This is a genomic window from Mesorhizobium sp. M1050 (assembly GCF_040318715.1).
Classification (GTDB): domain Bacteria; phylum Pseudomonadota; class Alphaproteobacteria; order Rhizobiales; family Rhizobiaceae; genus Mesorhizobium.
This window is the reverse complement of the sequence record NZ_JAMYMV010000102.1, coordinates 1-17,131: the sequence shown is the minus strand read 5'-3', so window position 1 is coordinate 17,131 and position 17,131 is coordinate 1. Positions and strand designations below refer to the sequence as shown.

The window sequence follows — 17,131 nt, the reverse complement described above, 5'->3', positions numbered from 1 at the left end:
CTCCTATGATTCGAGCTTCGCAACCCGAGTTACGGAGAACCCCTCCTCAACTGCAAGAATCTCATATCTGTCTGAGCGCGGTCAAAGAGAGGCGGCGACAAGATCTTACCCATCGATTCATGGGCTTGAAACGCCGCTGTCCTGTTTTACCTGCAAGCTGCTAGAATGGTGGAGTATCGATCGAGGGCGATCCTGGATGTACGTCAGTCTGCAAATCAACAACGTCGATGCCTTGCCCGCTGGCACCTCGACCAGCTACGCGGCGCGCGATCGCGGCTTCGAAATCGGACGTGATGGTTGTGACTGGACCTTGCCGGACCCCGACAAGTTCATCTCGGGTCGGCACTGCGAGGTTCGCTACGAGGCCGGCGCGTTCTGGCTGCACGATATCTCGCGCAACGGCACCTTCATCAATGGATCGAGCCAGCGCATGACCAACCCGCATCGGCTGGGCGATGGCGACCGGATGCTGATCGGCCGCTATATCGTCTTAGTGTCGATCGAGGAGGAGCGCGCCACCAGCCACGGTCCGACGCAGCGAGACATGCCGCTCGCGACAGGCCGGCCGCTGGAATTCGGCGAGGGGCCTTTCTTCGATTCCGCGCAGCAACGGTCCGGGCGGCGCGTTCCAGCCGTGCACTCCCCACCCCTGCCCTCAACCAGAGACGAGGTATTGAGGGAGATTGCGATCGGAGCCGGCATTTCGCCGGAATTGCTTCAATTGCGCGACCGGCATGAAGTTGCAGCCGAAATCGGCGCGGTCCTGCGGACCGTGGTCGAGGAACTTAGTTTGCTGCTGAAGGCGCGGGCGGCCGCGAAAATGCTGGCCAAGAGTACACAACGAACGATGATCAGCGCCGCCGACAACAATCCGCTGAAGTTCGTTCCAGGAACCGACGACATCCTCGAAATCATGTTTGCCCGACGCAGGGCCGGCTATCTTGATGCCAGGCGCAGTATCGAAGATGCATTCCGCGATCTCAAGACGCACGAATTCGCTACCTATGCTGCCATGCAAGCTGCGCTCTCCCGGCTGCTTGACGATCTGTCCCCCGAGGCAATCGGCAGGAAACTCCCGCCTACGTCGTTTACATCGAAGAAGAGCCAGGCCTGGGACGCCTATGTGGCGACATGGCGGACCATGGAAGAGGCACATGAAAACGGCATGCTGGACATCTTCCTGGCGTATTTCAGCGAGGCCTACGCCAAAGCCGACAAACAAAAATAGGCGATCCCAGGAAACGCACGGCACGGCAGTCGGCGAAGAAAAGTCTCTCCGACGCCCGGCATTCGGTTCCAATCGACAATTTCTGAGATTACGATCGCATACGACAGTTCGCCAAGCGGGTAAGACTCATTGACCTGGGGGTCTGCGGCAAATGTCATGCTACGGCGGAATAGCGTTTTCTAGCCAATCCTCCTCCGGACACTGCCACGGCCGGCCGGGGCTGCCTTTCCTTTACCTGACCAGAAACCATCTTGCGCCTGTCTCGCCCAATCGTGGGTACCCCGCCAGCACGGACGACCCGCGATGAGCTCGAAGGACGACCCCCTCGGCCCGGCGGGCAAGACCGTCATTCGCGCAAATCCGCGGCGCACGCAAAAATTGCCGCCAGCTCCTGAGCAACCCGACGCCGACGGAGACCAACCCTCTAGGGCCAAGTATTCAACCGTGTTCGATCCTGGTGTCGTGCGGCCGCCGGGCTGGGCATCCGGAACCGTCATCTATCAAGGTCCAGCCTTGGCTACCGCGGCAGGCACCAGCTCTTCCGCCGCCGCGCCAAAGCCAGCCATCGAGCAGGCGATGCTGCTCGGCGCCGCCGACATCGTCAAATACTCCGCGGCAAACCCTATTCTCGCCGCGGCGGCACCTTTGCTGATGCTGCTCGGGCAGCTCAGGCTCATGCCCGTCGAAAGGCAGGCGGAGCCACTGGCGCAACATGTCACCGAGGCGATTGAGAAATTCGACCGGACAGTGGAGAAGTCAGACGTTGCCGAAGAGGATACACGGATTGCGAAATTCGCCCTCTGCGAAACCGTCGACGATCTCATCGGCAACCTGCCCTGGCCCAGGAGTGACGACTGGGCGCAACACAGCATGCTGTGGCAGTTCTTTCATACCGAGCGCACCGGCACAGGCTTCTACGAAGCACTGAACAAGATACTGGCCAATCCCGAGACGCATTACGATCTGCTCGAACTGATGCATGCCTGCCTGTCACTGGGTTTCGAGGGCCAGTATCGAGGTGTGAAGCGCGAAGACAACAATCTCGAACGCGTTCGACGCGACGTCTACGAAACGCTTCGCTACTTCAGGGCGCACGCCGGTGAAGACATCTCACCGCACTGGCAGGGCCTGGCGGAGACGATGGCGCGGTCCTCGGCCCGCCTGCCGCTTTGGGTCGTTGCGGCGTCAGCGACGGCGCTGCTGACTGCGGCGTTTTTCGCATTGCGGGTCTTCATCACCAATGAAGGCGACGCCGCCGCGGGTGAATTGCTGGCACTCAATCCATCGATGCCGATTGCCATCGAGCGCGCCAGCGTGGCGCCGTTGGCCGAGCCGGCGAAAGTCACCCCACCCACGGCCACCGGGCAGATCGACCGTATTCGTGCGGCGCTGGCCAAGGACGTCGAAGGCGGCGGGCTGGCCATCGGCACGAAAGGCGACTTCATCATGGTGGAAATCAACAATCTGCTGCTGTTCCAATCCGGCAGGGCCGAGACGAAGCCGGAATTCCAGCCCATTGCCACCGACATCGCCGCGGCTCTGGAGCACGAGCCTGGACCAATCCGGATCGTCGGCCACACGGATAATGTCAAACCGCGAAAGTCGAGCGCGTTTAAATCCAACTTCGACCTTTCCGTCGCCCGGGCGAAGGCCGTCGCAGCGCTGATGGCACCGAAATTCAGCGATCCCTCGCGACTGACGGTCGATGGCAAGGGCGAGGACGAACCGGTCGCCGACAATGCGACGCCGGAAGGCCGCGCCAAGAACCGCCGTGTCGATGTGATGATCCCCAGGGAGGAAACATTGTGACGGCCCGTTGGAAGCACCCATGACGCGTTGGCTGCTGCGGATATTCAGCGTGACCGCGCTGGGCGGCTTCGCGGCGGCGGTGTGGTTTGCCGGCCCCTTGATCCGGTTCGCCGATAGCCGGCCGCTCGGACCTGCCTGGCTGCGCGCGACGATCATTGGTGTGATCGTGGCGACGCCGGCGCTTTTTTACGGGCTGCGTTTCTGGCAGGCGAGGAAGGCGCAAAAAGCACTCGAAACCGTCATTGCGCACAATGACGACCATAATGATGATGATGCGCGGGTGCTCGAAGCCCGCATGAATGAGGCCGTGGCGGCGCTCAAACGGTCGAGCGGCAAGCGCAACTTCCTCTACGAGATCCCCTGGTATGTCGTCATAGGCCCGCCGGGTGCCGGCAAGACAACGGCACTGGTCAATTCGGGTCTGAATTTTCCGCTTGCCGGTTCGGGAGACGCCCAACCGGTGGCTGGCGTTGGCGGAACACGTTCCTGCGACTGGTGGTTTACCGACCAGGCCGTGCTGATCGACACCGCAGGTCGCTACACGACGCAGGACTCTAATGCCGAGAGCGACAAGAAGAGCTGGCTCTCCTTCCTGTCACTGCTCAAGAAATACCGCGCCAGGCAACCGATAAACGGCGTCATCCTGGCCATCAGCCTTGCCGATCTGATGAGCTTCGACGATCAGCAGCTTGATGCCCACGTCACCGAGATACGCAGCCGGCTGAGGGAAATCCACGAGACGCTGAAAATCCAGTTTCCAGTCTATCTGCTTTTCACCAAGGCCGATCTTGTCTCCGGGTTCATGGATTACTTCGGCGGTTTCGACGAGCCACGCAGGCGCAAGGTATGGGGCGCGACATTCCAGACCGCGGAGCGCGACAGGAACATGGCCGCCGGGGCCCCTGCCGAATTCGACGCGCTGGCAAAACGCCTGGCGGACGAGATGGCCGATCGCCTCCAGGAAGAGGCTGATCCGGTCACGCGCATCTCCATCTTCGGCTTTCCGGCACAGTTCGGCGCGCTGAGGAGTCGAATTACCAGTTTTGTCGCTAGCCTGTTCGATCCGACCCGAAGCCAGGTGAATGTCAACCTGCGTGGACTGTATTTTTCGTCAGGCACGCAGGAGGGAACGCCTATCGATCAGGTGCTGGGCGCGATCGGCCGCAATTTCGGCGGCAATTCCCGCCCGCACTTTTCCGGAACTGGCAAAAGCTTCTTTTTGCATGATCTGCTGACGGACGTCATTTTTGCCGAATCCGGATGGGTTTCGTATGACAAATCGGCTGCAAGGCGTGCGGCGATCGTCAGACTTTGCGGCCTCGGCGCAATAACGCTGATCGCTGCCGCCGCACTGGGTACGCTCGCCCTGAGCTTTGCGGCCAACCGATCGCTGATAGCCTCCACAACTCTTGCCATGGGCCAGTATCGCGAGACGGCGGCCCCATTGCTCAAGACGGCCACGGTTACCGATGTCGACCTTGAAAACGTCATCGGCCCGCTCGACCAGTTGCGCGATCTGCCGGCCGGGTTCGAAAACGGTGACCTGCCGACACCGATCGAAGAGACGTTCGGCCTCAGTCAGCGTGAGAGACTTCTTTCGGCGTCCAAAACGGCCTATCGGCAGGGGCTGGAACGAATGTTCCGATCGCGCCTGCTGATCCAGGCCGAGCGGACGATCCAGGCCAAGATGGCCGATCCCGTCGCGCTCTACGAACCGTTGAAAATCTATCTGATGCTTGGCGGCAAGACACCGAAGGTCGATGACGCTTTGATCGTTTCCTGGATGAAGCAAGATTGGGAGCAGAACCGATATCCAGGTGAAAACAATCGCGAAGGACGCGAGCAACTCGAAAAGCACCTGCGCGCCATGCTGGCATTGGACGACGCCTACGATCCCGTCTTCGAACTCAACCAGCCGCTTGTTGAAGCCGCTCAACGTTCTCTCGGGCGTATGAGCCTTGCCGATCGAGCTTCGGCATTGATCAAGTCGGCGACATACGCGGCGGTGTTGGACGATTTTTCCGTATCCCAGAAAGGTGGGCCGGAAGCGCAGCTGCTGTTCGAGCGCATCGATGGCAGCGATCTGTCAGGGCTTCGTGTCCCCGGAATATACACCCATTCCGGCTTCAACACCTTCTATCTCCGGCAACTTTCGCGCATTGCGCAGATGCTTGTCGACGAGCAGTGGATTCTCGGCGGCGGCGGCGAACAAGGCGACATCAACCAGCAACTGCTCAAGCTCGGCCCCGAACTTCTCGATCGCTACGGGAAGGAGTTCGCGGCCGCGTGGAACGGCGTTCTCGACCAGTTGAAATTCAAGGCGATGCTGACGGACAAGCCGCACTACATCGCCCTTTCAGCCGCTGCCTCCCCAAGCTCACCGATGAACCAGCTCTTTACGGCGATCGCCAACGAAACAGCTCTGACGCGGGACCCAGGTGACGGCAACAGTCCCGGCACCGAGATCGAAGCAGGCACGGCTCAGAACCCGCCGCGCAACGCCGCGGATCTAGCCAAGGGCCTGGCCCGCATCGGCATACAAATCGCCAACGGCAAATCGCAAAGCCGCGCCGGCACGGGGGCCGCCGACGCACGGAACCGCAATCCAGGTGCAAACATCGAAGCGCAATTCAGACCATTCCAGGCCCTGGTGAACGGCCCTGCCGGACACCGCCCAATCGACGCCCTGACCCAGAACTTCAGCGATATCTATCAGAGCCTGCAACTGGCGGCCGAAGTTCCTTCGCAGACGGAGCGCGTCAATTCGAACCTGCAGCTGCAGATAGCCACGCTTCGCGCCAATGTCTCACGCCTGCCCAAGCAACTCGGCCGGATGGTCAACGCGACGGCGGATGAGTTCGAAGAGAATGTCGCCGAAACCTCGGTGACCAACTTGAACCAGATACTCGACCAGACGGTGACGGCCCCCTGTGAAGCCGCAATCAACGGCCGTTATCCCTTCGCCGGGGACGCCACCGAGGATGTTGCGATGGCGGATTTCGCGAAATTGTTCGCCCCGGGCGGCTTGCTGGACCGGTTCTTCGCACAAAATCTCGCATCGCTGATCGACATGACCGGCCAGGACTGGAGCTGGAAACAGGATGCGCGCTTTGGACGCGACCTGTCGAAATCGACCCTGAAAGACTTCCAACTGGCCGCGGAAATCCGCAGCGCCTTCTTTCCATCGGGCGGTTCGGTGCCTTCGGTCAGCATCACTTTCACACCATTCTCACTGAATGGCGATGCCGATACGGCGATACTCGATGCCGATGGCCAGATCGTCCAGAGCAACCAGACCGGCAACGCACCAAGCGCGGTCACCTGGCCGGGCGGTACGGCTTCCGCGTCCGCCAGCCTAAGCCTGACGCCGGAAATGCCAGGCCGCGAATCCGCCATCAAGTTCGAAGGGCCGTGGGCCCTGAAACGGCTTCTGGACAGGGCTGCCGTCACCGGCGACGACAGCAACATGCAAGCACGCTTCGTGATCGGCGGACGCGACGTTTCTTATACGCTCCAGACAGGCTCAGGCTCCAACCCCTTCTTCCTCCCCGCGCTTTCCGGGTTCAGCTGTCCCAAGGCGTTTTGAGATGCGGTTGATCTGCTGAGCATGGTGCCAATCTGCGGACCACATACGGTCAAACCTTGGTTTTCCTTAGTTTTCGATACTTTAATGTTCGAGCCTGTGGCAAAGTGGCGCGAGCGAGCGTCCAAAGGTGCGCCGCAGAAGGACGCTTGAAAAGCGCTTGGTGGCAAATTGAATACTGTCGCCCTTCCCATTGAAAGCTTCGGCGTGAGCCACAAAGGCCTTGTCCGGGAGCTCAATGAAGACAGCTATCTGGTCGAGCCACAAACTGGCCTCTGGGTGGTAGCCGACGGAATGGGTGGACATGACGCCGGAGAGGTCGCTTCAGCCAGTATCGTCGATCATCTGGCAACGATCGGCATCGCGAGCTCGGCACCCGATCTTCGGGCGCGCTTCGAGGACAGGCTGAGCAGGGCCAATGCCGAGATCCGCGGCATATCCGAATCTCGCGGCATAACCATCGGTTCCACCGTTGCCGCCCTGCTGGCGATGGACGGGCGGTTTGCCTGCCTGTGGGCGGGTGACAGCCGCGTCTATCTAATCCGCAACGCCTCGATCTCGCAGATATCGAGAGACCACACCGAAGTTCAGGAGCTCATCGACCGGGGTATCATCAGCGCAGCCGAAGCGCGCACCTGGCCGCGCCGCAATGTCATCACGCAAGCGATCGGCGTCAGCGACGAGATTGTCATCGATTTCCAGCAGGGCGAAATCATGCCTGGGGACATTTTTGTGTTGAGCACGGATGGGCTGACAGCCCATGTCACCGACGCCGAGATCGAGGCGGCGACGGTTTCGGCGACACCTCAAGCAGCCTGCGAGAACCTGCTCGACATGGTGCTGGCGCGCGGCGGAACGGACAACGTGACGATCGTGCTTGTGAAGATCGGAGACCGGCGCGATGGCCAATCGCCTCGTCCAGATCCGCATAGAGCGGAGGCTTGAGGCTCATGAGCGCCGACGATAAGACGCGAATATCGGGGGGCATGGCCAACACCGCCGTAGGCACGCAACTCAGCGGCATCTACGAACTCGACGAGCGGATCGCATTCGGTGGCATGGGCGAGGTCTACCGTGGCCATAATATCCAGACCGGTGACCATGTCGCGATCAAGATCGTCTTGCCCGAGTTCGCCCGTGACCAGACGATCTTGTCGCTGTTCCGCAAGGAGGCATTGATCCTCAATCACCTGTCGCATGACGCGGTCGTGCGGTACCACGTCTTCACGATCGATCCCGGGATCGGCCGTCCCTACCTTGCCATGGAATTCGTCGACGGTGAGTCGCTGTTCGACATCATGCGACGTGGCGCGATGCCGACGGCAGATGTGCGCAAGCTCTGCCACCGCCTCGCTTCCGGCTTGAGCGCCGTCCATCAAGCTGGAGCAATACACCGCGACCTCTCCCCCGATAACATCATCCTGCCCGGCGGCCGGGTCGACCGCGCGAAGATCATCGATTTCGGTATCGCCCGGTCGGCGAGTGTGGGGGGTGAGACCCTGATCGGCGGAAAGTTCGCGGGAAAGTACAATTATGTTTCACCCGAACAGCTCGGGCTCTACAGCGGCGACGTCAGTGAGCAATCCGACATCTACAGCCTGGGGCTGGTGCTGGTTGCCGCTTTGCGCGGCAAGCCGATCGACATGAGCGGATCGCAGTTCGAGGTCATCGAAAAGCGCCGGACCGTGCCTGATCTCTCCGACATCGACGACGATTTTCGTGACATTGTTGAAGCCATGCTGCAACCGGATCCGCGAGACCGGCCGGCCAGCATGGCGGACATCGCCAGAATGACGCGTGGCGAAGACGAAGGAACGATGTCGCCGACGTCCATCCCACCACGCAACCGACCGATCTTGCCGCCAGCCGAGCAAACCCTTGCTCCTGATCCTAAGGGCCAGCCTCAGCCATCCAATGTCGCGGGACACGACGCGCCGCTGGCGACGGGCACGCGCGAGCGCTTTGTCCCGCATGTCCGGCCCGCGCATTTGACCGCACCGCAGCCATCCCCGGCCGTCGGTCCTTCGCGCGCGGTCAAGGCGGATGTGCCCGCAAAACCCGCAAAGACCACCCGGACCGTCGCCATCGCCGCCTTGGCGACGCTTGCTGTCGCCTCCGGCGCAGGGCTCTATCTGAGCGGCTTTATGACGCCTGCGACGCCGACCGTCGATAAGATATCGCTTTCCGCACCAGAGCCATCAAAGCCCGCGCCAGAGCTGTCAAAGCCGCCCCCGGCGGACACTGCCGCGAACGCCCCCGAGCCGGCAAAGGCAGTTCCGCCCGCGCAGCCGGAAGCCGGAGCACCGCCGGCTGAAAATCAGCAAGATGCAGCGGCAGCTCAAAAGCCGGAGGCCGGCGCACCGCCGGCTGAAAATCAGCAAGATGCAGCGGCAGCTCAAAAGCCGCAGCCGGCCAAGCCCGCCGAAGTCCCCTCGAAGACCGAGGGGACTTCGAAGCCAACTACGGAAGTGCAGCCGCCGCCCGAAAAGGCATCACCGGCAATCCAGCCCGATGCGGTGGCCAGCGACAGCCAGACGTCGGCGGCGCCACCTGTCACGACCGCTCCAGCGCCGTCAGCACCCGAGAGCGTCTCGACCCCGCCGCCGGCCAAGCCAGAGGTTGTCAAGAGCCAAAAGCCCCAGCTACAGACCAACCAGCCGATACCGCCCAAGGCGACCACGCCGGCGCCTGAACCCGCCGCAAGCAAGACGGATACCGCGAAGGCCGAGAGTCAAAAAGCCGCACTACCGGAGGCCAAACAGCCCGACCAGCCTGTCGTCGCGTTGAACGTGCCCAAACCAGAGGTCCCCGCGGCCGTCGACGACATCGCGCAACGGGTCTCCTGGGTTCGCAACTTCGGCGGCGGCGATTGTTTCTATGCGACCATGACGTCGGCAACCGACAAGGCCACCGCGATCGAAGGATTTGGAACTGCGGTCCAGCCATTCGAGCGCATGCTGGGCGATTTCCAGGCAAAATTCCACATCGAGCCGGACATCAGCGTCCGGCTCATCGAGCCAAGCCAATGCGAAGTCACCAATTTTCTGCGCTTTCTGGGGCAGACCGCCGCCGACAAGCCGCAGCTTGTTCTCGATCGGACGTCGGTGCCGAACGGCACGCCGGTCAGCGGCACGCTGGTGACACGCGGCGGGCTCGTTTCCAGCGTGCTGCTGATCGATCACAAAGGCATGGTATTCAATCTCGATGACCGCATCGTCGTAGAACCGGGCAAGGCTACTTTCAGCATCCCGATTGGCCTCGGCGCGGCCGACAAAGCCGCCGGAAAGGCCGTGCCGCAGATCATAATGGTGATCACGGGCGTCCATGATATTCAGGCGGCCGAGTTCTCCACGCCGACACCCGCCGCTGTGCTGCTCCCCAAAATTCTCGAAGAAATTGAGACCGATGGGACTCGGTTCTCGGCCACCGCCCAGTATTTCCGGCTCGGCGGATAGCATGGACGCCCGATGGAACTCCGCCGCTCGCGTTCGCCCCGTTCGTCTGCCGACCTGCCGATTGAGCAGCATGATCCGCTTCGAGCCCTGGGTGTCCTGACAGGCCACATGAGGCTTGCAGTCATGGCGGGCGCCGCGCTGCTGGCCGTGATGTCATCCAGCGAAGCGCGCGCCGAATTCACGGTCTGCAATCAGACACTCGACGTCGTCAATCTCGCCGTCGGCCAGAAGGTCGACAATGCGGACCAGACCGATGGCTGGTGGACCATCGGCGCCAATCAATGCGTGAACGTCATCCGCGAGGAACTGACGAACCGCTACATCTACATCTATGCCACGGACGTGTTCGGTCATGCGATCCTCACCGGATCGACAGAAATGTGCATCGAGCGGCGCCGTTTCTCGATACGTGGCATCGATGAATGCTGGCAGCGCGGTCATATCGCGGCACAATTTGTCGAAGTCGATACGCTCGAACAGGTCCGCTGGACCTTCTTCCTGACCGGAAGCAATCCGTGACGCACAATATCGACACGAGCTTCAGGCACAAAAAGCAGGCGCGCGCCGCCCTTCGCAGGCGCGCGCTTTGGCGCAGGCTTATTGCCGGTCTCGCGGTGGTTCTCCTGCTTTCGATCGCCGCCGGTTTCTACCTCACCGCGGACTATTGGTCGTTCGGCGACGAAGATGAGGAGTTGCACGCGGTCGAGGGAGTGGATGATGTGCCGGCCGATGCATCCGTCTATGTGCCGGCCATCATCGACCTTGCCGGGGATCCAATGTGGATCACCCTGGCGCCCGATGCCGGCGCCGCAACGAAAGGCCGAACGATGCCGCGCCCGGCGGAACTCGATCAAGCCGGCGTTTCTCCCCAGATCGAAATTCTGTCCGACGTCATGCTTAGCGCCAGCGAAAAATTCATGACGACGATACCGTCGACGCAGGAGGATTTCGCATTCTTCCAGGCGCAAAGAAAGACCGCTACCGCGCCATCCGGCGATCTCCAGAACGATCTTGAGCCATCACCCACCGCAGAGGAACCCGCGGCGGTTCCGGACCAGAAGGCGGACGCCGACGATCCCGAAGCCGGCTGGGGCGAGACAATCGACGCGGGCGATGCTGCCCTTCCCGCATTCCAGAAGACCCAGATCGAAAACAACACCAGCGTCGCGGTCGTCACGAATGATTATCAGCGGTTCGAGGCGACCGAGGACATGTTCGTGAAGACCCTCAACGACCGCAGCCTGGACAGCGTTGTTCTCGATGCGCATTTCTCCGCCGACGATGCCAAGCTGGCAGGCGAGGCCCTGAAGGCGCTTTTCAATCGGGACAGTCTGGAACCGGGTTATGTCGTTGCCATGCGCGGTTTCAGGCCGAGCCGCGGGACGACCACGATGTCCCTCATGCAGGTTTCGATCTACGCCAGGAACGTGTTCGTCGGCACGCTGACGCGCAACGCCGCGGGCGCGTTCGTGTCGGGCGTCGATCCCTGGGTCCGCGAAGACCTGTTCAATTATTCGGGCGCACAGGCGGAAGGCACGCACAAAAGGCAATACCGTCTGCTCGACGCGATCTACTCGACGGCGGCCCGCAACAATGTCCCGACCGGCGTGATCGGCGAAGCGATCATGTATCTCTCGAGAGGACAGGACTTGGACGCCTTTGCAAGCGAGGACCAGCGCCTCGTGCTGATCTATTCGCAGATGCCGCGCGGCAAGGACGAAGGTGCCGGGCGCGTGCTGTATGTGGGTGTCCAGGGCGGCGAAAAGAGCCTCGACTGTTTCGTCTTCCAGCAGAGCGACGGCCAGTTTGCGTGCGTCACCGGTGACGATCAGGTTCGCTCGCTGACGGTAACCAACGGCATGGTCACACCGGTCAACGGGGTCATGACCTCCACCTTCGGGCCACGCAAGCATCCAATCCTCGGGACCGTTCGCATCCACAAGGGCGTCGATTGGGCGGCTCCCGTGGGCACGCCGATCGCAGCGGCCTTCGATGGCGAGATCACCTTCCAAGGTGATGGCGGCAACTATGGCAATCTCGTGAAGATTTCGCACGGAAACGGGCGCGAGACGCGCTATGCGCATATGCAGAAATTTGCAATCCAGGCCGGCGTCGGCACTAAGGTGAAAGCCGGCGACATCATTGGATACATCGGCACCACCGGCCTTTCGACCGGGCCTCACCTGCATTTCGAACTTTATCAGAATGGCGAGGCGATCGACCCGCTGGGCAGGGTTACCGCGATCGCTTCGGACGATTCCGCTGTCGAAACGCTCACCGACCGCATCGTTCATGTCGAAAGTGGCGGCAGCGCTCGCGCCAAGAACCCAAATTCTTCAGCGACCGGCGCCGGCCAGTTCATAACCAAGACCTGGATCAGGATGATGAGCACCTACCGCCCGGAGCTTGCGCGCACGCTGTCGACTGCCGAGCTGCTCGCTCTGCGCTACGACGCCACGATCTCTCGCGAGATGGTGCGCAATCTGGCGCGCGAAGGCGAGGCCTATCTTCGGGCGCGCGGTCACCAGATCACAGCTGGACGGCTCTATCTCTGTCATTTCCTGGGGATGGAAGGCGCGCATCAGGTGCTGGCGGCGACAGGTTCGGCGCAACTGAGCGCCGTGCTGGGTTCGGCCGTCATCCAGGCCAATCCGTTTCTCACCGGCAAGACAGCCAGCTACGTGGTGGACTGGGCCGAAAGGAAAATGGGCCAAAAACTAAGCCGTGTGGCTACTGACGCGAGCCTGCAGACCACGCAGATCCGCCAGACATCGCCGGAGTTCGAAAAATACAAACAGGCCGTCACCGCCCTCATGGGCTCGATTCAGAATACGCTTTGACCTGGCCGCGCGGCATGAGTGTCTCGGACTGTTGATGTTCCCCATCCCGATTCCATCGGGATGGAACAGGCTTCAGAGCGTTTCACGGAAACGCCGAACCGCGCACTCTCTTTGTTTAACGCAATCCGGACGGAAAACCGTTTCACACTTTTACCGGCTTTATTCCGTCTTTATCCGCATTTCCACGCGGCGGTTCACGGGATCGTATGGGTTTGGGCTGCGCGGATTTTTTTCGCCCATGCCGATCGCATTGATGCGCGCGGTCTCAATCCCGCTGGCTGTCAGGAAGGCCGCCACCGATTGCGCCCGACGCTGCGACAGGCCTTCGTTGTAATGCACAGTGCCGGTGGCGTCGGTGTAGCCTTCGACGACGAAGTTGAACGTGCGCAGCCGATTGTCCTTCAGGGCCTTGGCGAATTCGGTGAGTTCAGCGCGCGCAGTCGTGTCGAGCTCGGCCGAATCCAGCCCGAAATTGATCAGCATGTCGAGGCTGGATTTTCCTGCTGGCGCGTCATTTGCCTTGGTCTTGCTTTTGCACTCCTCCTCGGAGCCGACACAAATTCCTCGCGACTTGCCGAGATCGGCCGCACCGGCAAAAAACTTCACAATGTCTTCTGATTTCTGAACGGGGTCGGCGGAAGCGTGGGTCGAGAAAAACACGACCGCCAACACAAAAGCTGAACTGCTCCACTGCATAGCGGCTCCTCCTGTTTGAGCAATCCGATTTCGATGATCGCGATCATACCAAATTCCAAGGCAACTGTCTGTTGACAAAACACTGAGGGCACGACAATGCCGCGAGTTGTCGGCGCGTCACAGGATGAGACTTGACCCGCGCCGCGCCTGAGGCTTGAGTGGCCAGAGCTCCTCGATGAAAGCGTGGCGGTCATGGCCAATGGGCTCCGGTTCAAAACGGCACGGGATCTTTTCATGGCCTGTCCCGCTGTTGGCCGGGACATGAGAGCCCTTCCAACCGACCAGCGCTCGATCGAGTTCTGCCGCGACCTCCTCGCCGGGCGCGTTCCCGAGGAAGCGATTACATTTTGTGCCTATCTGCTTCCCGAGCGGGCCGCGGTCTGGTGGGCCCATGAATGCCTGAGCCACCTGACCGACCTGTTCGATGAGACCGATCACGAGTTGCTCGCGCTTGTCCGCAACTGGGTGGGTGAACCGGACAGCCCGCATCATCGGGCAGCAGTCAGTGCGGCCGCGGCGACACAGCCAACGACGCCGGTCGGCTGGATTGTCCTGGCCGCGGGATGGCGTGACAATGGTTCGACTAGGGCCGCGACGATGGTATCGGCCCTGCAACCATTTCCTGCCGCCCATGCGGTCAATGCCGGGATTCTGACCGGACTGGCACGTGTCGCGCTCGCCGACCGGTTTGCCGTTCTTTCGGCCTTTGTCGAAATGGGCATCCAGATGGCCGAGATCGAGGCGCTGCGCCAATCAGCGGATGCGTATTAAAGCATTCACCCCGGCACAAACTGGATGGATGCCTCAACGCCCTGCCTTACTTGCAGCCGCCTTGAGCCCATTTGGCAAGCGCCACCTTGAAGCGTGTTCCGAGCGGATGCTGCAGGCGCAAAACAGAGACATCGTTGGAGGCGAAATTTTTCGCCTGTTCGCACAGCCTGGCCTCATTCCATTGATGGCAGCCGTCGCAATGCTTGCCTTCCCATACCGACTTGTCGAGCCCCTCCACCGGACTGAAGCGTGGCTTGCCCTTGATGAGCTCGGCAATGCTCTTGCCGTCGATTTCCGGATCGCCAAAATCGATCGGGTGGTCGAAAAAGATGGGGTCGTCCGAGGCAAGCTTCGGTATCTTCTGACGAAGCACATTGAGTGCGAGTTGGGCGTCGTCACCGGGGCCGGCCGGATTTGCCGTGGCGTTGCGCCCATCCGAGCCGCCTTCAGGTTGCTGAGCGCTCGCCTCGCCGACGATCAGCGGCGCGTTGAGATCGATCTTATGCAGGACGACCTCGGTGGTCAGTGAGACATTGGTCCAGGGGCGCTGTTTGCCGGCGGTTGCCTTGAAGACATCGGCGGTAACGCGGTTCATCGCTTCGGTGATGGAAACATTCGTTTCGCCGATATGCGCGAGCAGCGCCGAAGCAAACGGCGAATGTTCGCCCGACCCGTCATAGGCGACCCGATCAGGACTGGTGGCGAACGCGACAAGCGTGCCCGCGCCACCATTCTCGATCGGAATTTCGGCAAGGCCGCTCCTTGCTCCCTTGACCCCGGCGGTCTTTGCCAACACATCGGCAAGCGGATTGTCACGGCAGGCGTCGAGGAAAATCAGCCTTATGCTGGTCTCGCGTGACATTTGCCGCAAGATGAAATCCACAGGCACCGCCTCGAAGTCGAGCGAGGTCTCGTCCTCAAGTGCTGCATCGATCGGAAGAAGGTAGTTGCTGCCTGAAACCTGCAGCCCATGGCCGGCGTAGAAGAACAGGGCGATGTCGGCGCCGCGAACCTGCTTGGCGAACTGCGCAATCGTCGTCTGGGTCTGCAGTTTGGTCAGGTCGAAGCCGGAAACGACTTCAAAGTCCAGGTTCTTCAGGCGTTCGGCCATGGCCTGGGCATCGCGTACCGGATTGGTCAGCGCCGGGGCATGCTGATACTGGGAGTTGCCAAGGACCAACGCGACACGGCGTTCGGCATTGGCGGCCGACAAAGTCAAAAGTAATGCCAGTGCTGCAAGCCCGATGCCGCGCATAAGGCCACCACAACGGGCGAACAGATCGAAACTCACCGGGACAACGGATCCTTCCTCAGTTGACGAGCTTGGTGGCGGAAAACTCGATCCGCCGATTGAGCGCCTTGTTCTTAGGCGTGTCGTTGGCGGCAACCGGCCGCTCCTCGCCGTAGCCGGTCGCCGCGATCTGCGTGCGAGGAATGCCCGCGGCGACAATGGCATCGGCAACCGCCTCGGCCCTCCGCTCCGACAAGCGCTTGTTCTCGAAAGGCGACCCATCGGAATCGGTATGTCCGGAAACCTCAACCTTCAGGCCCGGGCACTTGCCAACGACACCGACGACCTCCGCAAGCAGCGGGCGGCTTTGGGTATCGAGCCGCGCGCTCGCCGTTCGAAAGTAGATAGCCCCGGTGCGCGACAGCACCGCAAACCGGTTGAGGCACTCCTCGTCGCTGAAGTTCGTCTTCGCGGCATCGGTGGCGACGGGTCCGACGTCGGCGGTCTTCGCCGCAACAGGCTGGACAGCAGCCGGCTTGCTGCCGTCAGCGGTGAACACGAAATCGAACGACACCGATGCGGTCGGAACAATGTTGGTCACATTGGCCGCCTGCTGGAGTTTGTCGACATTCGGCAGCAACCCGAAGTCCTCCACATGCACGGCGACCGGAGCCTCCGAAGCGACCGATACCATGTTGTCGCTGATCATGGTCACCACGACGTTGGCCTCAAGGTTCTTGTCGACCCCGTGCAGGTTGAGACGGAACGGAAGCACCGCCTTCACACGTCGCTTGGTCGGCAGGTCGGCAAACGCCGCGGGATCGACCTTCGCGGTCAGTTCGGCGGACGGAAACTTGAATGTCTCGAAGAAAAGGAACCGCATGCGGACATTGCGAAGATCGACCCCCGTATCGACCGAATTGAGATCGAAGGTGACTTTGGCGTCACCCGCCGAAGTAAGGCTGCCGGAAATGTTCCTGATCTTGTTGGTTTCGACGATCGTGTTCTTCTTGACCGACTGATAGGTGAGCACCGACGCGGTGGGATCGAGCGTCCAGTTCGCCTGTGCGTTCGCGGTTCCCAGTCCGGGCAAAAGCAGCACGGACAGCGCAACGATCAAGCCAAGTGCGTTTATGGCGAGCCGACTGCTCGACCGTGTTTTCCAGCAGAATCCGACGACTTCGAACATGGAACCCCCCTGCCTAGAGCAGTTCACGCTTTAACGGAAACGGCGAACCGCTCCATCTGTTTGTTTTGACGCAATTCGGGACGGAAAACCGTCTCTTTTCCTGGAATTGCTCTACGACAACAGACTTCCGTATCGACATCCCGACCATGCGGTGCCGATGGAGAGCATAGAACACTTGCTCTCGCTTGGCGAGCGTCTCGGCTGGAGTGCTTGGCCAGTCCATAATCCGGCCACGCCACACTGACTAGAAGGCGATCTTCAATCCGAACTTGGCGCCGATGGTGGAACTGTCTGAAGACGCCTTGCCACGGACTTCGCCGTTGACGGTG

The 17,131-nt window shown here is 61.1% G+C and carries 11 protein-coding genes; 8 read left to right on the top strand and 3 right to left on the bottom strand.

Going from position 1 to position 17,131, the window contains the following annotated elements:
• The first annotated feature begins 196 nt into the window (after nt 1-196).
• The 7 genes from tagH (at nt 197) to NKH57_RS31200 (ending at nt 12,915) form a co-directional block, all read left to right on the top strand.
• The gene (tagH, locus tag NKH57_RS31230; protein WP_502907355.1) at nt 197-1,228 is read left to right on the top strand and encodes a type VI secretion system-associated FHA domain protein TagH; all 1,032 of its coding nucleotides are present in this window, start codon (nt 197-199) and stop codon (nt 1,226-1,228) included.
• Nucleotides 1,229-1,531: 303 nt separating this feature from the next.
• Nucleotides 1,532-3,037, top strand: a complete 1,506-nt coding sequence (gene tssL / locus NKH57_RS31225) for a type VI secretion system protein TssL, long form (RefSeq protein ID WP_352950064.1) — start codon at nt 1,532-1,534, stop codon at nt 3,035-3,037.
• A 19-nt stretch (nt 3,038-3,056) separates the two neighbouring features.
• On the top strand, nt 3,057-6,623 hold the full coding sequence (gene tssM, locus NKH57_RS31220) for a type VI secretion system membrane subunit TssM (RefSeq protein ID WP_352950062.1): 3,567 nt from the start codon (nt 3,057-3,059) through the stop codon (nt 6,621-6,623).
• 168 nt (nt 6,624-6,791) lie between these two features.
• Complete coding sequence (locus NKH57_RS31215) at nt 6,792-7,565, top strand: PP2C family protein-serine/threonine phosphatase (protein WP_352950060.1); 774 nt, start codon at nt 6,792-6,794, stop codon at nt 7,563-7,565.
• Between the two features lie 5 nt (nt 7,566-7,570).
• Nucleotides 7,571-10,075: a serine/threonine-protein kinase gene (locus NKH57_RS31210; RefSeq protein WP_352950058.1), complete on the top strand. Its 2,505-nt coding sequence runs from the start codon at nt 7,571-7,573 to the stop codon at nt 10,073-10,075.
• Between the two features lie 108 nt (nt 10,076-10,183).
• On the top strand, nt 10,184-10,594 hold the full coding sequence (locus tag NKH57_RS31205; protein WP_352950056.1) for a DUF1036 domain-containing protein: 411 nt from the start codon (nt 10,184-10,186) through the stop codon (nt 10,592-10,594).
• Nucleotides 10,591-12,915 carry a M23 family metallopeptidase gene (locus NKH57_RS31200; RefSeq protein ID WP_352950054.1) on the top strand — a complete coding sequence of 775 codons (2,325 nt, stop codon included), beginning with the start codon at nt 10,591-10,593 and terminating at the stop codon, nt 12,913-12,915. Before NKH57_RS31205 ends, NKH57_RS31200 begins: the two co-directional genes overlap by 4 nt.
• 159 nt (nt 12,916-13,074) lie before the next feature.
• Here the strand turns inward: NKH57_RS31200 and NKH57_RS31195 are convergent, their stop codons facing one another.
• Nucleotides 13,075-13,611 carry an OmpA family protein gene (locus NKH57_RS31195; RefSeq protein WP_352950052.1) on the bottom strand — a complete coding sequence of 179 codons (537 nt, stop codon included), beginning with the start codon at nt 13,609-13,611 and terminating at the stop codon, nt 13,075-13,077.
• 261 nt (nt 13,612-13,872) lie between these two features.
• Here NKH57_RS31195 and NKH57_RS31190 point away from each other — a divergent pair, with 261 nt between their 5' ends.
• Nucleotides 13,873-14,382: a DUF6931 family protein gene (locus tag NKH57_RS31190; RefSeq protein ID WP_352950050.1), complete on the top strand. Its 510-nt coding sequence runs from the start codon at nt 13,873-13,875 to the stop codon at nt 14,380-14,382.
• Between the two features lie 46 nt (nt 14,383-14,428).
• On the opposite strand, the gene NKH57_RS31185 is transcribed toward NKH57_RS31190, so the two are convergent.
• Both NKH57_RS31185 and NKH57_RS31180 read right to left on the bottom strand, forming a co-directional pair.
• Nucleotides 14,429-15,673, bottom strand: a complete 1,245-nt coding sequence (locus NKH57_RS31185; protein WP_352950048.1) for a caspase family protein — start codon at nt 15,671-15,673, stop codon at nt 14,429-14,431.
• Between the two features lie 19 nt (nt 15,674-15,692).
• Nucleotides 15,693-16,802 carry an OmpA family protein gene (locus NKH57_RS31180; protein ID WP_352950046.1) on the bottom strand — a complete coding sequence of 370 codons (1,110 nt, stop codon included), beginning with the start codon at nt 16,800-16,802 and terminating at the stop codon, nt 15,693-15,695.
• Nucleotides 16,803-17,131: the final 329 nt, after the last annotated feature.